14 protein-coding genes are annotated in these 16042 nt (G+C 71.6%); 7 read left to right on the top strand and 7 right to left on the bottom strand.

Annotated features, from left to right (window positions below):
- Positions 1-32: 32 nt before the first annotated feature.
- Positions 33-1424 (bottom strand): O-antigen ligase family protein, encoded by a 1392-nt coding sequence (locus tag AOM01_RS04630; protein ID WP_062289619.1) that lies wholly within the window; start codon positions 1422-1424, stop codon positions 33-35.
- A 156-nt stretch (positions 1425-1580) separates the two neighbouring features.
- Between AOM01_RS04630 and AOM01_RS04625 the strand changes: the two genes are divergently transcribed.
- On the top strand, positions 1581-2474 hold the full coding sequence (locus AOM01_RS04625; RefSeq protein WP_228374212.1) for an oxygenase MpaB family protein: 894 nt from the start codon (positions 1581-1583) through the stop codon (positions 2472-2474).
- A 6-nt stretch (positions 2475-2480) separates the two neighbouring features.
- On the opposite strand, the gene AOM01_RS04620 is transcribed toward AOM01_RS04625, so the two are convergent.
- From AOM01_RS04620 to AOM01_RS04600, 5 genes are all read right to left on the bottom strand, one after another.
- Complete coding sequence (locus AOM01_RS04620; protein WP_228374211.1) at positions 2481-3698, bottom strand: LCP family protein; 1218 nt, start codon at positions 3696-3698, stop codon at positions 2481-2483.
- Positions 3699-3824: 126 nt separating this feature from the next.
- A complete protein-coding gene (locus AOM01_RS04615; RefSeq protein ID WP_062289613.1) occupies positions 3825-4931 on the bottom strand; it encodes a hypothetical protein in 1107 nt (368 codons plus the stop codon).
- 79 nt (positions 4932-5010) lie between these two features.
- Positions 5011-5775, bottom strand: a complete 765-nt coding sequence (locus AOM01_RS04610; RefSeq protein ID WP_062289609.1) for a CPBP family intramembrane glutamic endopeptidase — start codon at positions 5773-5775, stop codon at positions 5011-5013.
- Positions 5776-5887: 112 nt separating this feature from the next.
- Positions 5888-6547, bottom strand: coding sequence for a response regulator transcription factor (locus AOM01_RS04605; protein ID WP_062289606.1), 660 nt, complete (start codon positions 6545-6547; stop codon positions 5888-5890).
- Positions 6544-7701, bottom strand: a complete 1158-nt coding sequence (locus tag AOM01_RS04600) for a sensor histidine kinase (RefSeq protein ID WP_062289603.1) — start codon at positions 7699-7701, stop codon at positions 6544-6546. Before AOM01_RS04600 ends, AOM01_RS04605 begins: the two co-directional genes overlap by 4 nt.
- Positions 7702-7830: 129 nt before the next feature.
- Here AOM01_RS04600 and AOM01_RS04595 point away from each other — a divergent pair, with 129 nt between their 5' ends.
- Positions 7831-8502 (top strand): GTP pyrophosphokinase, encoded by a 672-nt coding sequence (locus tag AOM01_RS04595; RefSeq protein ID WP_062289927.1) that lies wholly within the window; start codon positions 7831-7833, stop codon positions 8500-8502.
- A gap of 3 nt (positions 8503-8505) precedes the next feature.
- Here the strand turns inward: AOM01_RS04595 and AOM01_RS04590 are convergent, their stop codons facing one another.
- Positions 8506-9507 (bottom strand): LacI family DNA-binding transcriptional regulator, encoded by a 1002-nt coding sequence (locus AOM01_RS04590; protein WP_062289600.1) that lies wholly within the window; start codon positions 9505-9507, stop codon positions 8506-8508.
- Positions 9508-9667: 160 nt separating this feature from the next.
- Between AOM01_RS04590 and rhaI the strand changes: the two genes are divergently transcribed.
- From rhaI to AOM01_RS04565, 5 genes are read left to right on the top strand one after another with little or no spacing between them, the layout of a single operon-like run.
- A complete protein-coding gene (rhaI, locus tag AOM01_RS04585) occupies positions 9668-10834 on the top strand; it encodes an L-rhamnose isomerase (protein ID WP_062289598.1) in 1167 nt (388 codons plus the stop codon).
- A gap of 5 nt (positions 10835-10839) precedes the next feature.
- The gene (locus AOM01_RS04580; protein WP_062289595.1) at positions 10840-11190 is read left to right on the top strand and encodes an L-rhamnose mutarotase; all 351 of its coding nucleotides are present in this window, start codon (positions 10840-10842) and stop codon (positions 11188-11190) included.
- A 31-nt stretch (positions 11191-11221) separates the two neighbouring features.
- Positions 11222-13255, top strand: a complete 2034-nt coding sequence (locus tag AOM01_RS04575; protein WP_062289592.1) for a bifunctional rhamnulose-1-phosphate aldolase/short-chain dehydrogenase — start codon at positions 11222-11224, stop codon at positions 13253-13255.
- Complete coding sequence (locus AOM01_RS04570; RefSeq protein ID WP_062289589.1) at positions 13252-14673, top strand: rhamnulokinase; 1422 nt, start codon at positions 13252-13254, stop codon at positions 14671-14673. The genes AOM01_RS04575 and AOM01_RS04570 overlap by 4 nt, the downstream gene beginning before the upstream one ends.
- Before the next feature lie 7 nt (positions 14674-14680).
- A complete protein-coding gene (locus tag AOM01_RS04565; protein ID WP_082110004.1) occupies positions 14681-16015 on the top strand; it encodes an alpha-hydroxy acid oxidase in 1335 nt (444 codons plus the stop codon).
- Positions 16016-16042: the final 27 nt, after the last annotated feature.

The following is a 16042-nucleotide window of genomic DNA, read 5'->3' as shown; positions in this document are numbered from 1 at the left end:
ACAGGTGCTGACGGGAGTCTAGGGGCGCACCGCTAGAGCGGCGGACGGGTGAGCACGGAGACGGGGTCCTCGGCGTGCGCCGGGTCGTCGCTGCGGCCACCGGTGCGGACCAGGTCGCGATCCAGGATCGCGAGCGTGAACACGCCCGGTCCGGAGCAGTAGAGGACCACCAGCAGGAACCAGCCGCCCTCGACGAGCAGGCGCGACTCGGTGAGCGCCTGGAGCGCGAGCGCCGCCGTGAGCAGCGCCCACCCGAGCGGGATGTAGGTGTCGCCACGGCTCGCGCGCTCGACCAGACGCCACGCGCTGCCGAACGAGAGCACCACCATCACCAGCAGCAGCGTCACGCCGATGAGCCCCAGCTGGAGCCACGAGTCGAGGAACGCGTTGTGCGCGTGCGCCGCGACCACGCCGGCCTTGTCGACGATGGTCGCGTAGGGCTCCTCCCAGATGGGCCAATAGCCCACGTAGCCCCAGCCCTCGGGTCGCTGCCACGCGAAGTTGACGACCTGGTCCCAGATCATGGTGCGGTTGGTGGCGTCGGGGCCGCGATCGAACATCGCGAAGATCTCCGCGCGGAACTTGAGGGTGAGCACCGCGACGATCGCGGTGCAGGCGAGCACCGCGAAGGAGATGCGTCGCTTGAAGGGCTCGCTCACGCGGCGGATGATCAGCGCCGCGACCGTGAGGCCGGTGAGATAGGCCGCCGCCACGGTCACGGTCGCGGACTGCGTGAGCAGGTGCACCGCGATCGCCGCGGCCAAGGTGACCAGTCCGTCAACCAGCCGGATGCGACGCTCGAGCAGCACGATCACCGCGACGATCGCGGTGAACAGCGCGATCGCCGCGAAGGGGTTGCGGTTGCCGACGAAGCCCTGGATGGGCCCGCCGACCAGGAGGTTGTTGCGCGACCACAGGATCGGTTCGCCGCCGCCATCCACCTTCGCGATGCTCGACAGGTCGGTCGCGAGCGGCGGCAGATCCGCGCGCACCACGAACGCGACGATCAGCTCGAACACGATGCCCAGGAACAGGCTCACCTGGAGGCCCCGATAGAGGAACGCCATGAACTGGCCGCGCGAGGTGCCCCGCGCGATCAGCACCGCGACCAAGGTGGTGACGGCGAGCACGGAGGCCGCGAGAGCCGTCACGCCGCGCGTCGCGGACCACAGGGTGCTGAGCGCGGCCAACGCGACGAACGTGCCGATGAGGGGCGGGACGCGCAGCTTCTTGAGGAAGCGGCGGAAGCTGACGATCACCGCGGCGACCGTGAGCGCGACGAGCGCGCTGTAGAGCGGCACGCCGAGGAGGTACCGGAACCCCTGTCCTGAGAAGAGCAGCACCACGGTCCACACGGTCACGTAGGCGCGTGCGCGCTGGGTGGTGGTGCGCGCGTACAGGGACGCGACTGATCGCTTGGGCATCCGGTCGGATCCTCCTTACCAGGGACGGTACTCGTCGGCGGCCGGCAGGGCGGGGTCGAATGCCGCCCACGCGTGCTGCTCACCACGGAGTGAGACCGGCGCGCCATCCTAACCTGGCCGGCGCACGGTCCCGCCGGAGCGGGCGATACTGGCGGCATGTCGGCTCCGGCGAATCCCGCGCATCGCGCGAACCCCGTCGAGCGCGTGCGAGCGCGCATGGGCGCCGCGCTGTTCGCCAAGGTCGGAGGGCCCGACGGCCCCGCCGTGCGGGCGCGCGTCCACGAGACGCCAGGGCCCCGATGGTTCCCGCCGGGCAGCGCGATCAGGGTGGTGCACGGCGACGCGTCGATGTACGTCGGCGGGATCCGTGCGCTGCTGCTGCAGTCGCTCCACCCCCTCGCGATGGCGGGGGTGGCGGGGCATTCGGGCTACCGAGGCGACCCGTGGGGGCGCCTCACGCGGACGGCCACCTTCCTGGCCTTCACCACGTTCGGGACCGTCGAGGACGCGCAGGACACCGTGGACCGGATCCGCGCGGTGCACGAGCGGGTCCGCGGTCGCGCGCCGGACGGGCGCGAGTACCGCGCGAGCGACCCGCACCTCCTGCGCTGGGTGCATGTCGCGGAGGTCGACTCGTTCCTCGCGGCGCACCTGCGCTACGGCGCGCGGCCCCTGTCCCCCGCCGCCTGCGACGAGTACGTGGCACAGGCGGCGACCGTGGGCGCGCGGCTCGGTGCCGCGCCCCTGCCCGAGACAGTCGCGGACCTGCGCCTCGCGATCGATGAGTACCGGCCCGAGCTCGAGGCGACGGAGGCCGCGCTCGACGCCGCGGCGTTCCTGCTCCGCGAGCCGCCCGTGTCGCGCGCGATGGCGCTGCCCTACGGGATGCTGGCGTCCGGCGCCGTGGCGCTGCTGCCGGACTGGGCCCGCGCGGCGCTCGGTCGCGATCGGTGGGCCAGCCGGACGTTCGGACCGGTCGCCGCCGGGCTGGTCACGCGAGGCATCCGCTGGGGCGCGCAGGCCACGCGGCCCACCCGCAACGTCGACTGAGCGGACCTAGCCGACGCCACCCACCTCCGCTCCAGGCTTGAACGTGCCGTTGGCGATCTTCTTCCAGAACTTGTCCTCCTGCTCGGGATCGAGCAGGACCGTCGAGCCGACGCCCGCCACCGAGTAGCCCATCGACGCGATCGGCGGCGTGCCGGTCACGGCCTCGCCCCCGAGCGCCGAGCGGAAGGCGAGCGCCACCTGCGCGAGGTCGAACGGCCCGGCCTCCTCATCCACGCGGAACGCCCCGAGGCCCGCGTCGACCACCGGCACCAGCGTGAACGGGTTCAGGATGGTCGCGGGGCTCATGATCTCGTCAGCCACCGCTCCGACCACCTGCTGCTGGCGCTGCGTGCGCCCGATGTCGCCCAGCGGGTCGCTGTACCGCATCCGGGAGAACGCAAGGGCCTTCTGCCCGTCGGCCTTGTGGCAGCCGGCCTTCCACTTGAGGCGGCTGAGCTTGTCGTCGACGTCGTGGTCGTAGCAGAGGCGCACGCCGCCCAGCGCGTCGACGATCTCCCCGACGCCGGTGAATCCGACCTCCAGGTACCGGTCGATGGTGAGGTTGGTGACGCCCTCGACGGTCTCGACCAGCAGCTGCGGCCCGCCGAACGAGAACGACGCGTTGATCTTGTTCGCGCCGTACCCGGGGATCTCGACGTAGGAGTCGCGCGGGATCGAGATGAGCGCTGTGGGACCCGACTCGGGCTTGTGCAGCACCATGATGGTGTCGGTCCGCGCTCCCTCGGTGCCGTCGTCGTCCCAGCCCTCGCGCGAGTCCGACCCGACGATGAGCACCGTGAATCCCGGCGTGCCCGCGGCGCCGCTGAGCGCGTCGACGTGGTTGATCTTCGAGTCGACCCAGAAGTAGAACACGGTGAGCGCGATCGCGAGGATGCCCAGCAGCGCGAGGATGGTGTTGCGGATCGGATGGCGCTTCTTGCGCCTCTTGGGAGGCGTGGCCGTCGCGACCGGCGCCTGGCCCGGGGTGTCCCCTGGGGACGATGCGGGGCGCGGCTGAACCTGCGGCGCCGGGGTCTGCGGTGCCTGAGAACGGCGGACCGCAGAGGGCTCGGCGGCGGGCTGGGGTCGGACGCTCTCGCGGCGCACCGGCTGGGCCGGGCGGGCCCCGCCGGGGCGCTCCTGCCCGCTGCGGGGCTGGATCGAGGGCGGCATGCGGCGCGGCTGGTCGCCGCCGCCCGGGGTGCCGTCACGGTCGTCTGTCACGGTGCGAGGGTAACGCGTGAGTGAACGTCGGGCGTGGAAGGCCGCCGTGACGGGGCCGGACGGCCAGCGGCCCCGGGGTTTCCCCCGGGGCCGCTGGTGCCGCACCGCGGCGCGATCGCGTGGCGGTCAGCCACGCACCCGACGAAGCGCGAGGAGCGCCCCACCGAGGATCACCGCGCCGAGCCCCGCACCACCGAGGGCGAGCGTGGAACCATCGACGCCGGTGTGCGACAGGGTCGCGGCGGGAGCATCCCCTCCGATGCGCGCCGTGTCGGCGGCGACCGCCTCGACCCGAGGAGTGTCGGCGGCGACCGCCTCGACCCGAGGAGTGTCGGCGCCCCCCGAAGCCGACACGGTGGTGTCATCGACGCCGTTGTCGATGACGTGGGTACCGTCCGTCGCGGCAGCAGGGATGGGGGTCTGCTGGTCCGCGACGGACGGAGTCTGGGAACCGGTCGAGAGGGAGTCGGTGGCGGAGGTGTCCGCGAGCGGCTCGGGCGTGCCCTGAGCGCGCAGCTCGGGCTTGGGCGCGAGCTCGGCGCTCACGCGCTCGATATCGGCGAGCGAGGCCTCCGGGGTGCGCTGCGGAAGCAGCGGCGGGGTCACCTGCTCCTCCTGACCAGGCACGAAGTTCAGCAGCTCCGGACGCAGCTGACGCGGCGCCTCCGGCACCTGCTGCTGCGGCTCGGGCGTGCCCTGCTCCAGACGCGGCGGGGTCACCTGCTCCTCCTGACCAGGCACGAAGTTCAGCAGCTCCGGACGCAGCTGACGCGGCGTCTCCGGCACCTGCTGCTGCGGCTCGGGCGTGGTGGCGGTGTTGCCTGCAGGCAGGACGAGGGTGGCGAGCGCCTGCTCGTCCTGGCTCATGGCCCGCAGAGTGACCTCGGCGACGGACAGTCCGTCGTCGAGGTAGCCGGCGAAGTCGGGAAGCTCGACGAGGGTCGTCTCGCCGGGCGCCACGGTCGCGATGAGCGGCGTGTGGACGCCGCCGTTCGACCCGACCACGGTGGCGAGCAGGTCGACCGATCCCGCGGTCGGGTTCGACACATTGACGGCTCCCACACCGATGGGGGCCACGGAGACCGCGCCCTCCGCGGTCGCGGCGGGGGCCTTGCCGCCGGCGACGGACGCGCAGTCCGCCGCGAACGCGGCGTTGGGGATCAGGACCGCGCCTGCGGCGAGTCCGAGGGTGACGATGCCGGGGATCACCCGGCGGGTGGTGCTGCGGCTCATGGCCGTTCTCCTTTGATGGGTGCGGCAGGGATGGCGCCGCGGTGGTGGTGTGGGGGAATGCGTGGGTGGGGCGGACGGGTCAGATGAGCGCCGCGCCGCTGAGCAGCATCGGGACGGAGAACATGGTCCAGTCGTTCACGATGTGCGCCCCGGTCGAGACCCAGAGGTTCCGGGTGACCACGTAGGCGAGGGTCAGGAACACCCGGGCGAGCCCGATGTAGAGCAGGCACTGCAGGATGTTCCAGTCGTAGGTGGGCAGGTGCAGCAGCCCGAACATCACGGCCGTCCCGATCCACGCGGTGGCGAGCGCCGAGCGGCGCGTCCAGCCGAACCGGCGGACGAGCACCGAGAGGATCGCGAGCAGCGGCAGGATGGTGATGAGCTCCTCGCCCCACAGCTGCGGGATGCTCGCGAGGAAGAACTGGATGCGCTCGCCGGAGGACGCATCGCCGAGGATGTCTCCGGCGGGGTTCGCGTTGCCGCCGATCAGGTTGTTGAGGAGGATCGCGACACCGAAGGTGACGGTGAGGTTGAGGACACCGAAGCCGAACATCTGGACGACCTGGCGCGGGCCGACCTTGCGGAAGATGCCGGTCCATCCGCGGGGCGCCGCCCAGGCGAGCGCCGCGAGCGGAATCGCGGGCAGCAGGATCGCGTGCACCCACTGCTGGATCACCGGTCCGCCCGGCACGGGGAGCAGGACCAGCTGGGCGAAGGCGACCGCGCATGCGGCGACCACCACGAGCCACCTGCGACCGTCGACCGCGAAGGGGCCGTCGTACAGCGGAAGGTCAGGCTTCGTCGCGGGGGCGGCGGGGGTGGTGGCCACGGGGTTGGCGCTCATGTCATCTCCTTGATCGGTGATGACTTCAGCCTTCCGTGCGCGTGCCCGCGCGGAATCTGGCAGACGCAGACACTTGCGCGTACCGCGTCCGCAGTAGGGACGATGCGGGGGTTCAGTCCCCCGCGAGTCCCGCCTGGTACGCGGCCACGACGAGCTGGGCGCGGTCCCGCGCGCCCACCTTGGTCATGGCGCGGTTGACATGCGTCTTCGCGGTCAGCGGCGTGACGAACAGCCGCGTCGCGATGTCCTCGTTGCTCAGGCCCTGCGCGACCAGCAGCACCACCTCACGCTCGCGCTCGGTGAGGTACCGGAACCGCTCGCCGCCGACGGACGGCTGGGCCCGATCCTCGGCCACGTGCGCGATCACGGCGCGGGTCGCGGCGGCGGACAGCAGCTCGTCGCCCGCGGCGATGGTGCGGATCGCGCCGAGCAGCTCCGCGGGACGGACGCCCTTGCCCAGGAATCCGCTCGCGCCGCCCCGCAACGCGCGCAGCACGTACTGCTCCTCCTCGAACGTCGTGAGCACCACGACCCGCACGTCCGCGAGCTCCGGGTCCGCGGCGATCGCCTCGGTCGCCTCGAGCCCGTCCACGCCCGGCATCCGGATGTCCATGAGCACGACGTCGGGCCGCTGCTCCCTGACCACCCGCAGCGCCTCCTCACCGTCTGACGCCTCGCCGACCACCTCGATGTCGTCGGCGGTGCCGATGATCGCGACGAAACCGCCGCGGATCAGCTCCTGATCGTCGACCACCACCACGCGAGTCGTCATCGCTCACCTCCTCCTCGGGTGGGGAGCTCCGCCCTCACCACGAACTCGTCCCCGTCGGGCACCGCGTCGACGGTCCCGCCCGCAGCGCTCGCGCGCTCGCGCATGCCCACCAAACCGAATCCCGATCCCTCGCCGTGGGCGCCGGACGCCGCATTGCGCACCTCGATCACCAGGCTCGACGCATCCGCCGTCACCGTCACATCCGCATGCCCGGTGCCGTAGCGGCGCGCGTTGCTGAGCGCCTCCTGGACGATGCGGTACGCGGCGTGGTCGGTCGCGGCGGGCAGGTCGACGTGCAGGTCGCGCCGCTCGTAGGTCACGTCGAGACCGGCGTCGCGGGCCTGCTCCAGGAGCTCCCCGACGGCGGCGAGCCCGGCCACCGGGTGGCTGTCCTCGTCCTCTCCCTGGCGCAGGACCCTCAGCATGACCGGCAGCTCCTCGAGCACGCGGGCGCCGGCGTCCTGCACCCTGCCGAGCGCCTCGGCGGCGCGGTCCGGGCTCGACTCGAGCAGGGCCTCCGCGACGCCCGCCTGCACGTTCATCACCGCGATGTGGTGTCCGACGGCGTCGTGAAGCTCGCGCGCGATGCGCAGGCGCTCCTCGGCCACCTTGGTGCGTGCGAGCGCGTCCCTGGTGGCCTCCGCCTGGCGCGCCCGCTCTCGCTCCTGCGCGAGCGAGCGCCGGTAGAGGTTCATCGCGATGCCGATCACCACGGCGAGCGCCACCCAGATCTCCCCTGACACCACCACGGAGTCCGAGGGCCCGACGCCAGTGGAGAGCGCCACCGTGCCGCCCACCCCGATCACCGCCAGCGCGCCGATCGCGAGCGCCACCGGGATGTGCGCAGACCGGGATGCGACCGTGTAGACGGCGACCAGCAAAGGGAGCAGAGCGTTCGCGACGGACCCGGTCGCCAGGCTCACCGCGACGAAGACGGCGCCCACCGCCGCCAGCACCCACAGGTCAGCCGATCTCCGCCACGCCAGCGCCGCGCACGCGACCACGGCGCCCGCGAACTCGAACGTGACGAGGCCGGCCGCGCCATCGTCCGCGACGGTGATCGCGAGGATCACGAGCGCCACCACCGCCGCCCCGACCGCGTCGCGTCCGCGCTCGCTCGCGGGCCTCGGCAACCGGGCGATCAGGGAGGTCATGGCGCCAACCTAGCGCGCGCATCGTCCCCGGGAACCCTGCGCGCCCGGCGCGCGTCAGAACCTACGGACGCACTCACCCACGCCGCCGACGACAGGGACACGATGACCGACACGACACCGTTCGAGAGCATGACGGCGCTGGCGCGCGCGACCCCCGCCCCGCTGTCGCCCGATCAGGTGCGGGTGATGCGCAAGGACATCCAACGGTTCCTGCTGCAGTACGAGTTCGGACTGCGCGAGGTCGAGACCAAGCTGTCGATCCTGCGCGACGAGTTCCTCGAGCTGCACGACTACAACCCCATCGAGCACGTGTCGAGCCGGGTGAAGTCGCCCGAGAGCCTCCTCGACAAGGTCGCGCGCAAGGGCCTGTCGCGGGATCTCGAGGCGATCCGCGCGCACATCACGGACATCGCCGGCGTGCGCGTGACGTGCGCGTTCGTGACGGACGTCTACCGCCTGTTCGAGCTGCTGACGCGGCAGGACGACATCCGCGTGCTCGAGGTGAAGGACTACATCGCGACCCCGAAGCCCAACGGCTACCAGAGCCTGCACGCGATCATCGAGATCCCCGTGTTCCTGTCGACCGGCACCACCGCGGTGACCGTCGAGGTGCAGTTCCGCACCATCGCGATGGATTTCTGGGCGAGCCTCGAGCATCGGATCTACTACAAGTACGACGCGTCGGTGCCGTCGCGGCTGACGGAGGAGCTCCGGGAGGCCGCGGCGACGGCCGCGGAGCTCGACTCGAGGATGGCGCGGCTGCACCGTCAGATCCACGGCGACGGCCCGCACATGGACTGAGGGTCAGCCCACGGTCGAGGCGCGCACCACCAGGTCGGGTTCGAACACCACCTGACGGGGCGCGACACCGTCACCGGCCTCGAGGATGAGCTCGACTGCGGTCGACCCGATGAGCGCGCTGGGCTGGCGGACCGAGGAGATCGGCACCACCGCCGATGCCGCGAAGGCGATGTCGTCGTAGCCCACGAGACCGACGTCCTCGGGCATCCGGACGGGCTCGTCAGCGAACAGGAGGGCGCGCTGGATGCCGATCGCGAGCAGGTCGTTCGCGGCGACGATGCCGTCGACGCGGCCGTCCTTGATGAGCGGCACCAGCGCCTCGCCCACGCGCCGGCCCTCGTTGAGGGTCATCTCGTCGGTGCCGAACAGCCGCAGCGTCGCGTCCGGCTCGCCCGCGACCACCGAGGACGCACCCTCGAAGCGGTCCGCGACCTGACGGATGCGCAGCGGCCCGCCCACGAACGCGAGGTGTCGCCTACCGGTCTCGAGCAGGTGGCGCGCGGCGAGCGCGCCCCCCGCCTTGTCGTCGACGGACACCGAGGAGAAGGCCGACTCCCCCGCCTCTCGATCGACCAGCACGACGGGGATGCCGTGCCCGCGCATCGTCTCGAGCCGGGACAGGTCCTCGCCGACGGGCGAGACCAGCACGCCGCCCACGCGCTGCTGTGCGAAGACGTCGAGGTGGAGCGCCTCGCGGTCGGTCGAGTCGTCGGAGTTGGCGAGGAACAGGGTGAGCCCGTCCTCCGCCGCACGAGCCTCGGCGCCGCGCGCGACGTCCGTGAAGAACGGGTTGGCGACGTCGAGCACCACGAGGGCGAGCGAGCGGCTGCGCCCCTCGCGGAGCTGGCGGGCGGCGCTGTTGGGAACGTAGCCGAGCTCGTCGATCGCGTCCTGGACCCGACGGATGGTGTCGGGCTTGACGTGCTCGGGCCGGTTGAGGACGTTCGACACCGTCCCGACGGACACGCCCGCGAGCGCCGCGACCTCCTTGACGCTGACCGCCATCGCTCCTCCTCCACCCTGGTCGGATCAGGATACTGAATCCTTCCAACACGCCCGGGAGGCCCGCCCGACTTGACGCGAGCGCCGCCGGGGTCGTAGATTTTGAAACGATTCACAGCAGAGCGGGGCGTCACCGTCCCGGCACACTCAAAGGAGAGACACGATGGCCTTCAGCAGTCACGTCGCCAGCCGCCTCGAGGAGCAGGCCATCGAGCTGCCCTCGTGGGCCTTCGGCAACTCCGGCACCCGCTTCAAGGTGTTCGGCACCCCGGGCACGCCCCGCGACCCGTTCGAGAAGATCGCGGACGCCGCGCAGGTGCACAAGTTCACCGGGCTCGCCCCCACCGTCGCGCTCCACATCCCGTGGGACAAGGTCGACGACTACTCGGCGCTCCGCCGGCACGCCGAGGACCTGGGCGTCGCGCTCGGCACCATCAACTCGAACACGTTCCAGGCGGACATCTACAAGCTCGGCTCGCTCACGCACCGCGACGAGAAGATCCGCCGCACCGCGGTCGACCACCACCTCGAGTGCATCGACATCATGGACGCCACCGGAAGCCGCGACCTGAAGATCTGGCTCGCGGACGGCACCAACTACGCCGGCCAGGACGACATGCGCGGCCGCCAGGACCGCCTCCAGGAGTCGCTGCAGGAGATCTACGACCGCATCGGCGCGGAGCAGCGCCTGGTGCTCGAGTACAAGATCTTCGAGCCGGCGTTCTATCACATGGACGTGCCGGACTGGGGCACCAGCTACGCGCAGTGCGCGGCCCTCGGCGAGCGCGCCACCGTCTGCCTCGACACCGGCCACCACGCCCCCAGCACGAACATCGAGTTCATCGTCATGCAGCTGCTGCGCCTGGGCAAGCTCGGATCGTTCGACTTCAACTCGCGCAATTACGCGGACGACGACCTGATCGTGGGCGCGGCGGACCCGTTCCAGCTGTTCCGCATCATCGTCGAGGTGCTGCGCGGCGGCGGCTACGGCAAGGACGGCGACACCGCGTTCATGCTCGACCAGTGCCACAACATCGAGGACAAGATCCCGGGCCAGATCCGGTCGGTGCTCAACGTCCAGGAGATGACGGCCCGCGCGCTGCTGCTCGACCGCGACGCGCTGGACACGGCGCAGGCCGAGGGCGACGTGCTCAAGGCCAACGGCATCATGATGGACGCCTTCTACACGGACGTCCGCGCCGACCTCGCGACGTACCGCGAGGAGCGCGGCCTGCCCGCCGACCCGATGAAGGCGTTCGCCGAGTCGGGCTACCTCGCCCAGATCGCCGCCGACCGCGTGGGCGGCGTCCAGGCCGGCTGGGGCGCCTGAGACCCATGTCCCGCGTGTGCTTCACCCTCCAGGTCGATCCCGACCGCCTGGAGGAGTACGTCGACGCACACCGCGCGGTGTGGCCCGAGATGCTCGCGGCCATCCGCGACGCCGGGCGCAGGAGCTACTCGCTGTTCCTGCGCCCGGACGGGCTGCTCGTCGGCTACTACGAGACCGACGACGACAGCGCCTCCGCAGCAGCCCTGGCCGCCGATCCGCGCACCGCGCGGTGGGAGGCGACCATGGCCCCCTTCTTCGTCTCGCTCGAGGGCGACCGCGCCGACCAGGGCGCGCCGCGGCTCACCGAGATCTTCAACCTGGCCGACCAGCTCGCCGCGAGCGTGCCGGACGCCTGACCCGATTCCTCCCCCGGAAAGGAACCTCCCCATGACCACCACCCCCGAGCAGCTCATCGCGCGCTCCAACCGCCTCGGCTCCGACCCCAAGAACACCAACTACGCGGGCGGCAACACGTCCGCGAAGGGCCTCGCGCTCGACCCCGCCACCGGCGTGGACGTCGAGCTCGTGTGGGTCAAGGGCTCCGGCGGCGACCTCGGCACGCTGGGCACCAACGGCCTCGCGGTGCTCCGCCTCGACCGCCTCAAGGGACTGGTCGACACCTACCCCGGCGTCGAGCGCGAGGACGAGATGGTCGCCGCGTTCGACTACTGCCTCCACGGCCGCGGCGGCGCAGCGCCCTCGATCGACACGGCGATGCACGGCCTCGTCGATGCCGCCCACGTGGACCACCTCCACCCCGATGCCGGCATCGCGATCGCGACCGCCGCGGACGGCGAGGCGCTCACCGCGACCATCTTCGGCGACCAGGTCGTGTGGGTGCCGTGGCGCCGCCCCGGCTTCCAGTTGGGCCTCGACATCGCCGCCATCAAGGAGGCCAACCCGCAGGCGATCGGCTGCATCCTGGGCGGCCACGGCATCACCGCGTGGGGCGACACCTCCGACGAGTGCGAGGCGCGCTCTCTCCAGATCATCGACACGGCCGCGCGCTACATCGCCGAGCACGGCAAGCCGCAGCCGTTCGGCCCCGCGCTCGAGGGCTTCGGCGCGCTGGAGGACGATGCGCGGAAGGCCAAGGCCGTCGCGCTGGCTCCCGTGATCCGCGGCATCGCGTCGTACGACCGCCCGATGGTGGGCCACTTCACCGACGACGCCGTGGTGCTCGACTTCCTGGCCGCCGCGGAGCACCCGCGCCTCGCGGCGCTGGGCACCTCCTGCCCCGACCACTTCCTGCGCACCAAGGTCAAGCCCTTGGTCCTCGACCTCCCGGCCGATGCCTCGATCGAGGATTGCGTCGCGCGCCTGCACGAGCTCCACGAGGCCTACCGCCAGGACTACCAGGCGTACTACGACGCCCACGCCGACGCATCGTCCCCCGCGATCCGCGGCGCGGACCCGGCGATCGTGCTGGTACCCGGCGTCGGCATGTTCTCCTTCGGCGCCAACAAGCAGACCGCGCGCGTGGCCGGCGAGTTCTACATCAACGCCATCAACGTCATGCGCGGAGCCGAGTCGCTCTCGACGTACTCGCCCATCTCCGACGCCGAGAAGTTCAACATCGAGTACTGGGCGCTCGAGGAGGCCAAGCTCCAGCGCATGCCCAAGCCCAAGTCGCACGCCACCCGCGTCGCGCTCGTCACCGGCGCCGCGTCGGGCATCGGCAAGGCCATCGCCACCCGCCTCGCGGCCGAGGGCGCATGCGTCGTCATCGCCGACCTCGACCTCGAGAAGGCGCAGGCCGCGGCCGCGGAGCTCGGCTCCACCGACGTCGCCATCGGCGTCGCCGCCAACGTCGCGGACCCCGAGGCCATCGCTGCCGCGATGGGCGAGGCCGTGCTCGCGTTCGGCGGCGTGGACCTGGTGGTCAACAACGCCGGCCTGTCGCTGTCCAAGCCGCTGCTCGAGACCACCGAGAAGGACTGGGACCTGCAGCACGACGTCATGGCCAAGGGATCCTTCCTGGTCTCGCAGGCCGCGGCACGCGTGATGATTGCGCAGCGCATGGGCGGCGACATCGTCTACATCGCGTCCAAGAACTCCGTGTTCGCGGGCCCCAACAACATCGCCTACTCCGCCACCAAGGCGGACCAGGCCCACCAGGTGCGCCTGCTCGCGGTCGAGCTGGGCGAGCACGGCATCAAGGTCAACGGGATCAACCCCGACGGCGTGGTGCGCGGCTCCGGCATCTTCGCCGGCGGCTGGGGCGCGAACCGCGCCAAGACCTACGGAATCGAGGAGGACGAGTTGGGCAAGTTCTACGCTCAGCGCACCATCCTGAAGCGCGAGGTGCTCCCCGAGCATGTCGCGAACGCCACGGCCATCATCACCGGCCCTGACATGTCGCACACCACCGGCCTCCACATCCCCGTGGACGCAGGCGTGGCGGCGGCCTTCCTCCGATGACGGTCGCGGTCGCCGCGGTCGACCTCGGCGCGACGTCCGGTCGCGTCATGGTCGGTCAGGTGGGCCCCGACACCCTGGAGCTGCGTCAGGTCGGACGGTTCTCCAACGGGCCCGTCCGCACGCCGGACGGCCTGCACTGGAACCTCCAGGAGCTGTACGCGCACGTGCTCGACGGGCTGCGCTCGGCCACACGCTGGGACGAGTCGATCCGATCCATCGGCATCGACTCGTGGGCCGTCGACTACGCCCTCCTCCGCGGCGGCCGCGTGCTCGGCGAGCCGTTCCACTACCGCGACGAGCGCACCGCCCACGGTGTCGAGCTGGTGCACGCGGACGAACCGTTCTCCCTGCTCTATGCGCGCAACGGGCTGCAGTTCCTGCCCTTCAACACGCTCTACCAGCTGGCGGTGGAGCGCGAGGCCGGCATGCTGGCGGTCGCGGACCGCCTGCTGCTGGTGCCGGACCTCATGGCCTACTACCTCACCGGCGCGACCGTGGCGGAGGCGACCAACGCCTCCACCACGGGGCTCCTGGACGTCAGCACCAAGGAGTGGGACGGCGAGCTCATGGACCGGCTGCGCCTGCGGCGCGGGCTGTTCCCTCGCATCGTCCAGCCGGGCGAGCGTGTGGGAACGGTCCTCCCCCACGTCGCCGAGGTCACGGGACTCGGCGGCGACACGCCGGTGGTCGCGGTCGGCTCGCACGACACCGCGTCCGCGGTGGTGGCGACCCCGATGACCGAGCCGGGCGGCGCGTACATCTCGTGCGGCACGTGGGGCCTGGTGGGCGTCGAGACGGAGTCGCCCGTGCTCAGCGACGCCGCACGCGAGGCGAACTTCACCAACGAGGGCGGCGTCGACGGCCGCACCCGGTTCCTGCACAACGTCATGGGCCTGTGGATCCTGTCGGAGTCGATCCGCGAGTGGGAGCGGGACGGAGAGAAGGTCGACCTCGAGCGCCTGCTCGCGGAGGCCGCCGCCGTTCCGGGCGAGGTCGACGTGTTCGACGCGAACGACGAGGCGTTCATGGCGCCGGGCGACATGCCCGCGCGGGTCGCCGCGTGGCTCGGGTCGCGAGGGTTCCGGATCCCCGCCACGCGCGCCGAGACGGCGCGCTGCATCATCGAGAGCCTCGCGCAGGCCTTCGCCGACGCGGTGCACGATGCGGCGGCCCTGTCCGCGCAGGACGTCACCCGGATCCACATCACCGGCGGAGGGTCGCTCAACGAGCTGCTGTGCCAGCGCACCGCGGACCGTGCCGGGCTTCCCGTGATGGCGGGCCCGGTCGAGGCGACCGCGATCGGCAACGTGCTCATCCAGGGACGCGCCCTGGGCGCGGTCTCGGGCTCGCTCGAGTCGCTGCGCGACCTGGTCGCGCGTACGTTCAAACCGCGAGTGTTCACCCCGAAGGGACTGTGAGATGAAGATGGAGCGCCGGATCCCCCGGCCGGCGGACCTAGTTCCGCTCATGCGCTTCAAGCCGCTCGAGCTGGACGGCCGCAAGCGCCGCCTCGCCAAGGCGCACACCATCGCGGATCTGCGCGCGATCGCGAAGCGCCGCACACCGAAGGGCGCGTTCGACTACACGGACGGCGCCGCTGAGGAGGAGCTGTCGCTCAACCGCGCACGCCGCGCGTTCCGCGAGATCGAGTTCCACCCGGCGATCCTGCGTGACGTGTCCCAGGTGGACACGTCCGTCGAGATCTTCGGCGGCCGCTCCGCGATGCCGTTCGGCATCGCGCCCACCGGCTTCACGCGCATGATGCAGGCCGAGGGTGAGCGCGCGGGCGCGTCCGCCGCGGGCGCCGCCGGGATCCCCTTCTCGCTGTCGACGCTGGGCACCACGTCGCCCGAGGGCGTGCGCGAGGCCAACCCCGACGGCCGCAACTGGTTCCAGCTGTACATGCAGAAGGACCGCGACAAGTCGATGCAGCTGATGCAGCGCGCCGCGGACGCCGGCTTCGACACGCTGCTGGTGACCGTGGACGTGCCCGCCGCCGGCGCACGCCTGCGCGACAGCTACAACGGCTTCACCATCCCGCCGCAGCTGACCCCCAAGACCGTCCTGAACGCGATCCCGCGTCCGGAGTGGTGGTGGAACTTCCTCACCACCGAGCCGCTGACCTTCGCGTCGCTCAGCGAGTGGAACGGCACCATCGGCGAGCTGCTCGACTCGCTGTTCGACCCGACGGTCGACTTCGACGACCTCGAGTGGATCCGCGACCAGTGGCCGGGCAAGGTCGCGGTCAAGGGCATCCAGACGCTCGACGACGCGAAGGCCGTGGTCGACCGGGGCGTCGACGGCGTGGTGCTGTCCAACCACGGCGGGCGCCAGCTCGACCGCGCCCCGATCCCCTTCCGGCTGCTGCCGTCGGTGGCGGCGGAGCTGGGCGGCAAGACCACTATCGTCCTCGACACGGGCATCATGGCCGGCGCCGACATCGTGGCCGCCCTTGCGTGCGGCGCGGACTTCACGCTCGTGGGCCGCGCGTACCTGTACGGGCTCATGGCCGGCGGCCGCGAGGGCGTCGACCGCGCGATCGACATCCTGTCGCGTGAGGTGCTGCGCACCATGAAGCTCCTGGGCGTGTCCTCCGTGGCGGAGCTCAACCCCGACCACGTCACGCAGCTGCAGCGGATGATCCCGGTGGCGCCGCCCGTCGCCCCCAAGCCGGCACCCCGGCGACGTCCCGCGCCCAAGGCGGCCGAGGCATCGTCCCCCACGCTCATCGCGAACGCGAAGCGCAGCCGCAGCTCCTGACCGCTCCCGACGAAGGCGGGCCCCCCC

Origin of the sequence: Demequina phytophila (assembly GCF_000971135.1) — a bacterium.
In the GTDB taxonomy this organism is placed as follows: Bacteria; Actinomycetota; Actinomycetes; order Actinomycetales; family Demequinaceae; genus Demequina; species Demequina phytophila.
The sequence above is the reverse complement of the archived record's forward strand: the minus strand, read 5'-3'. Positions and strand labels throughout refer to the sequence as shown.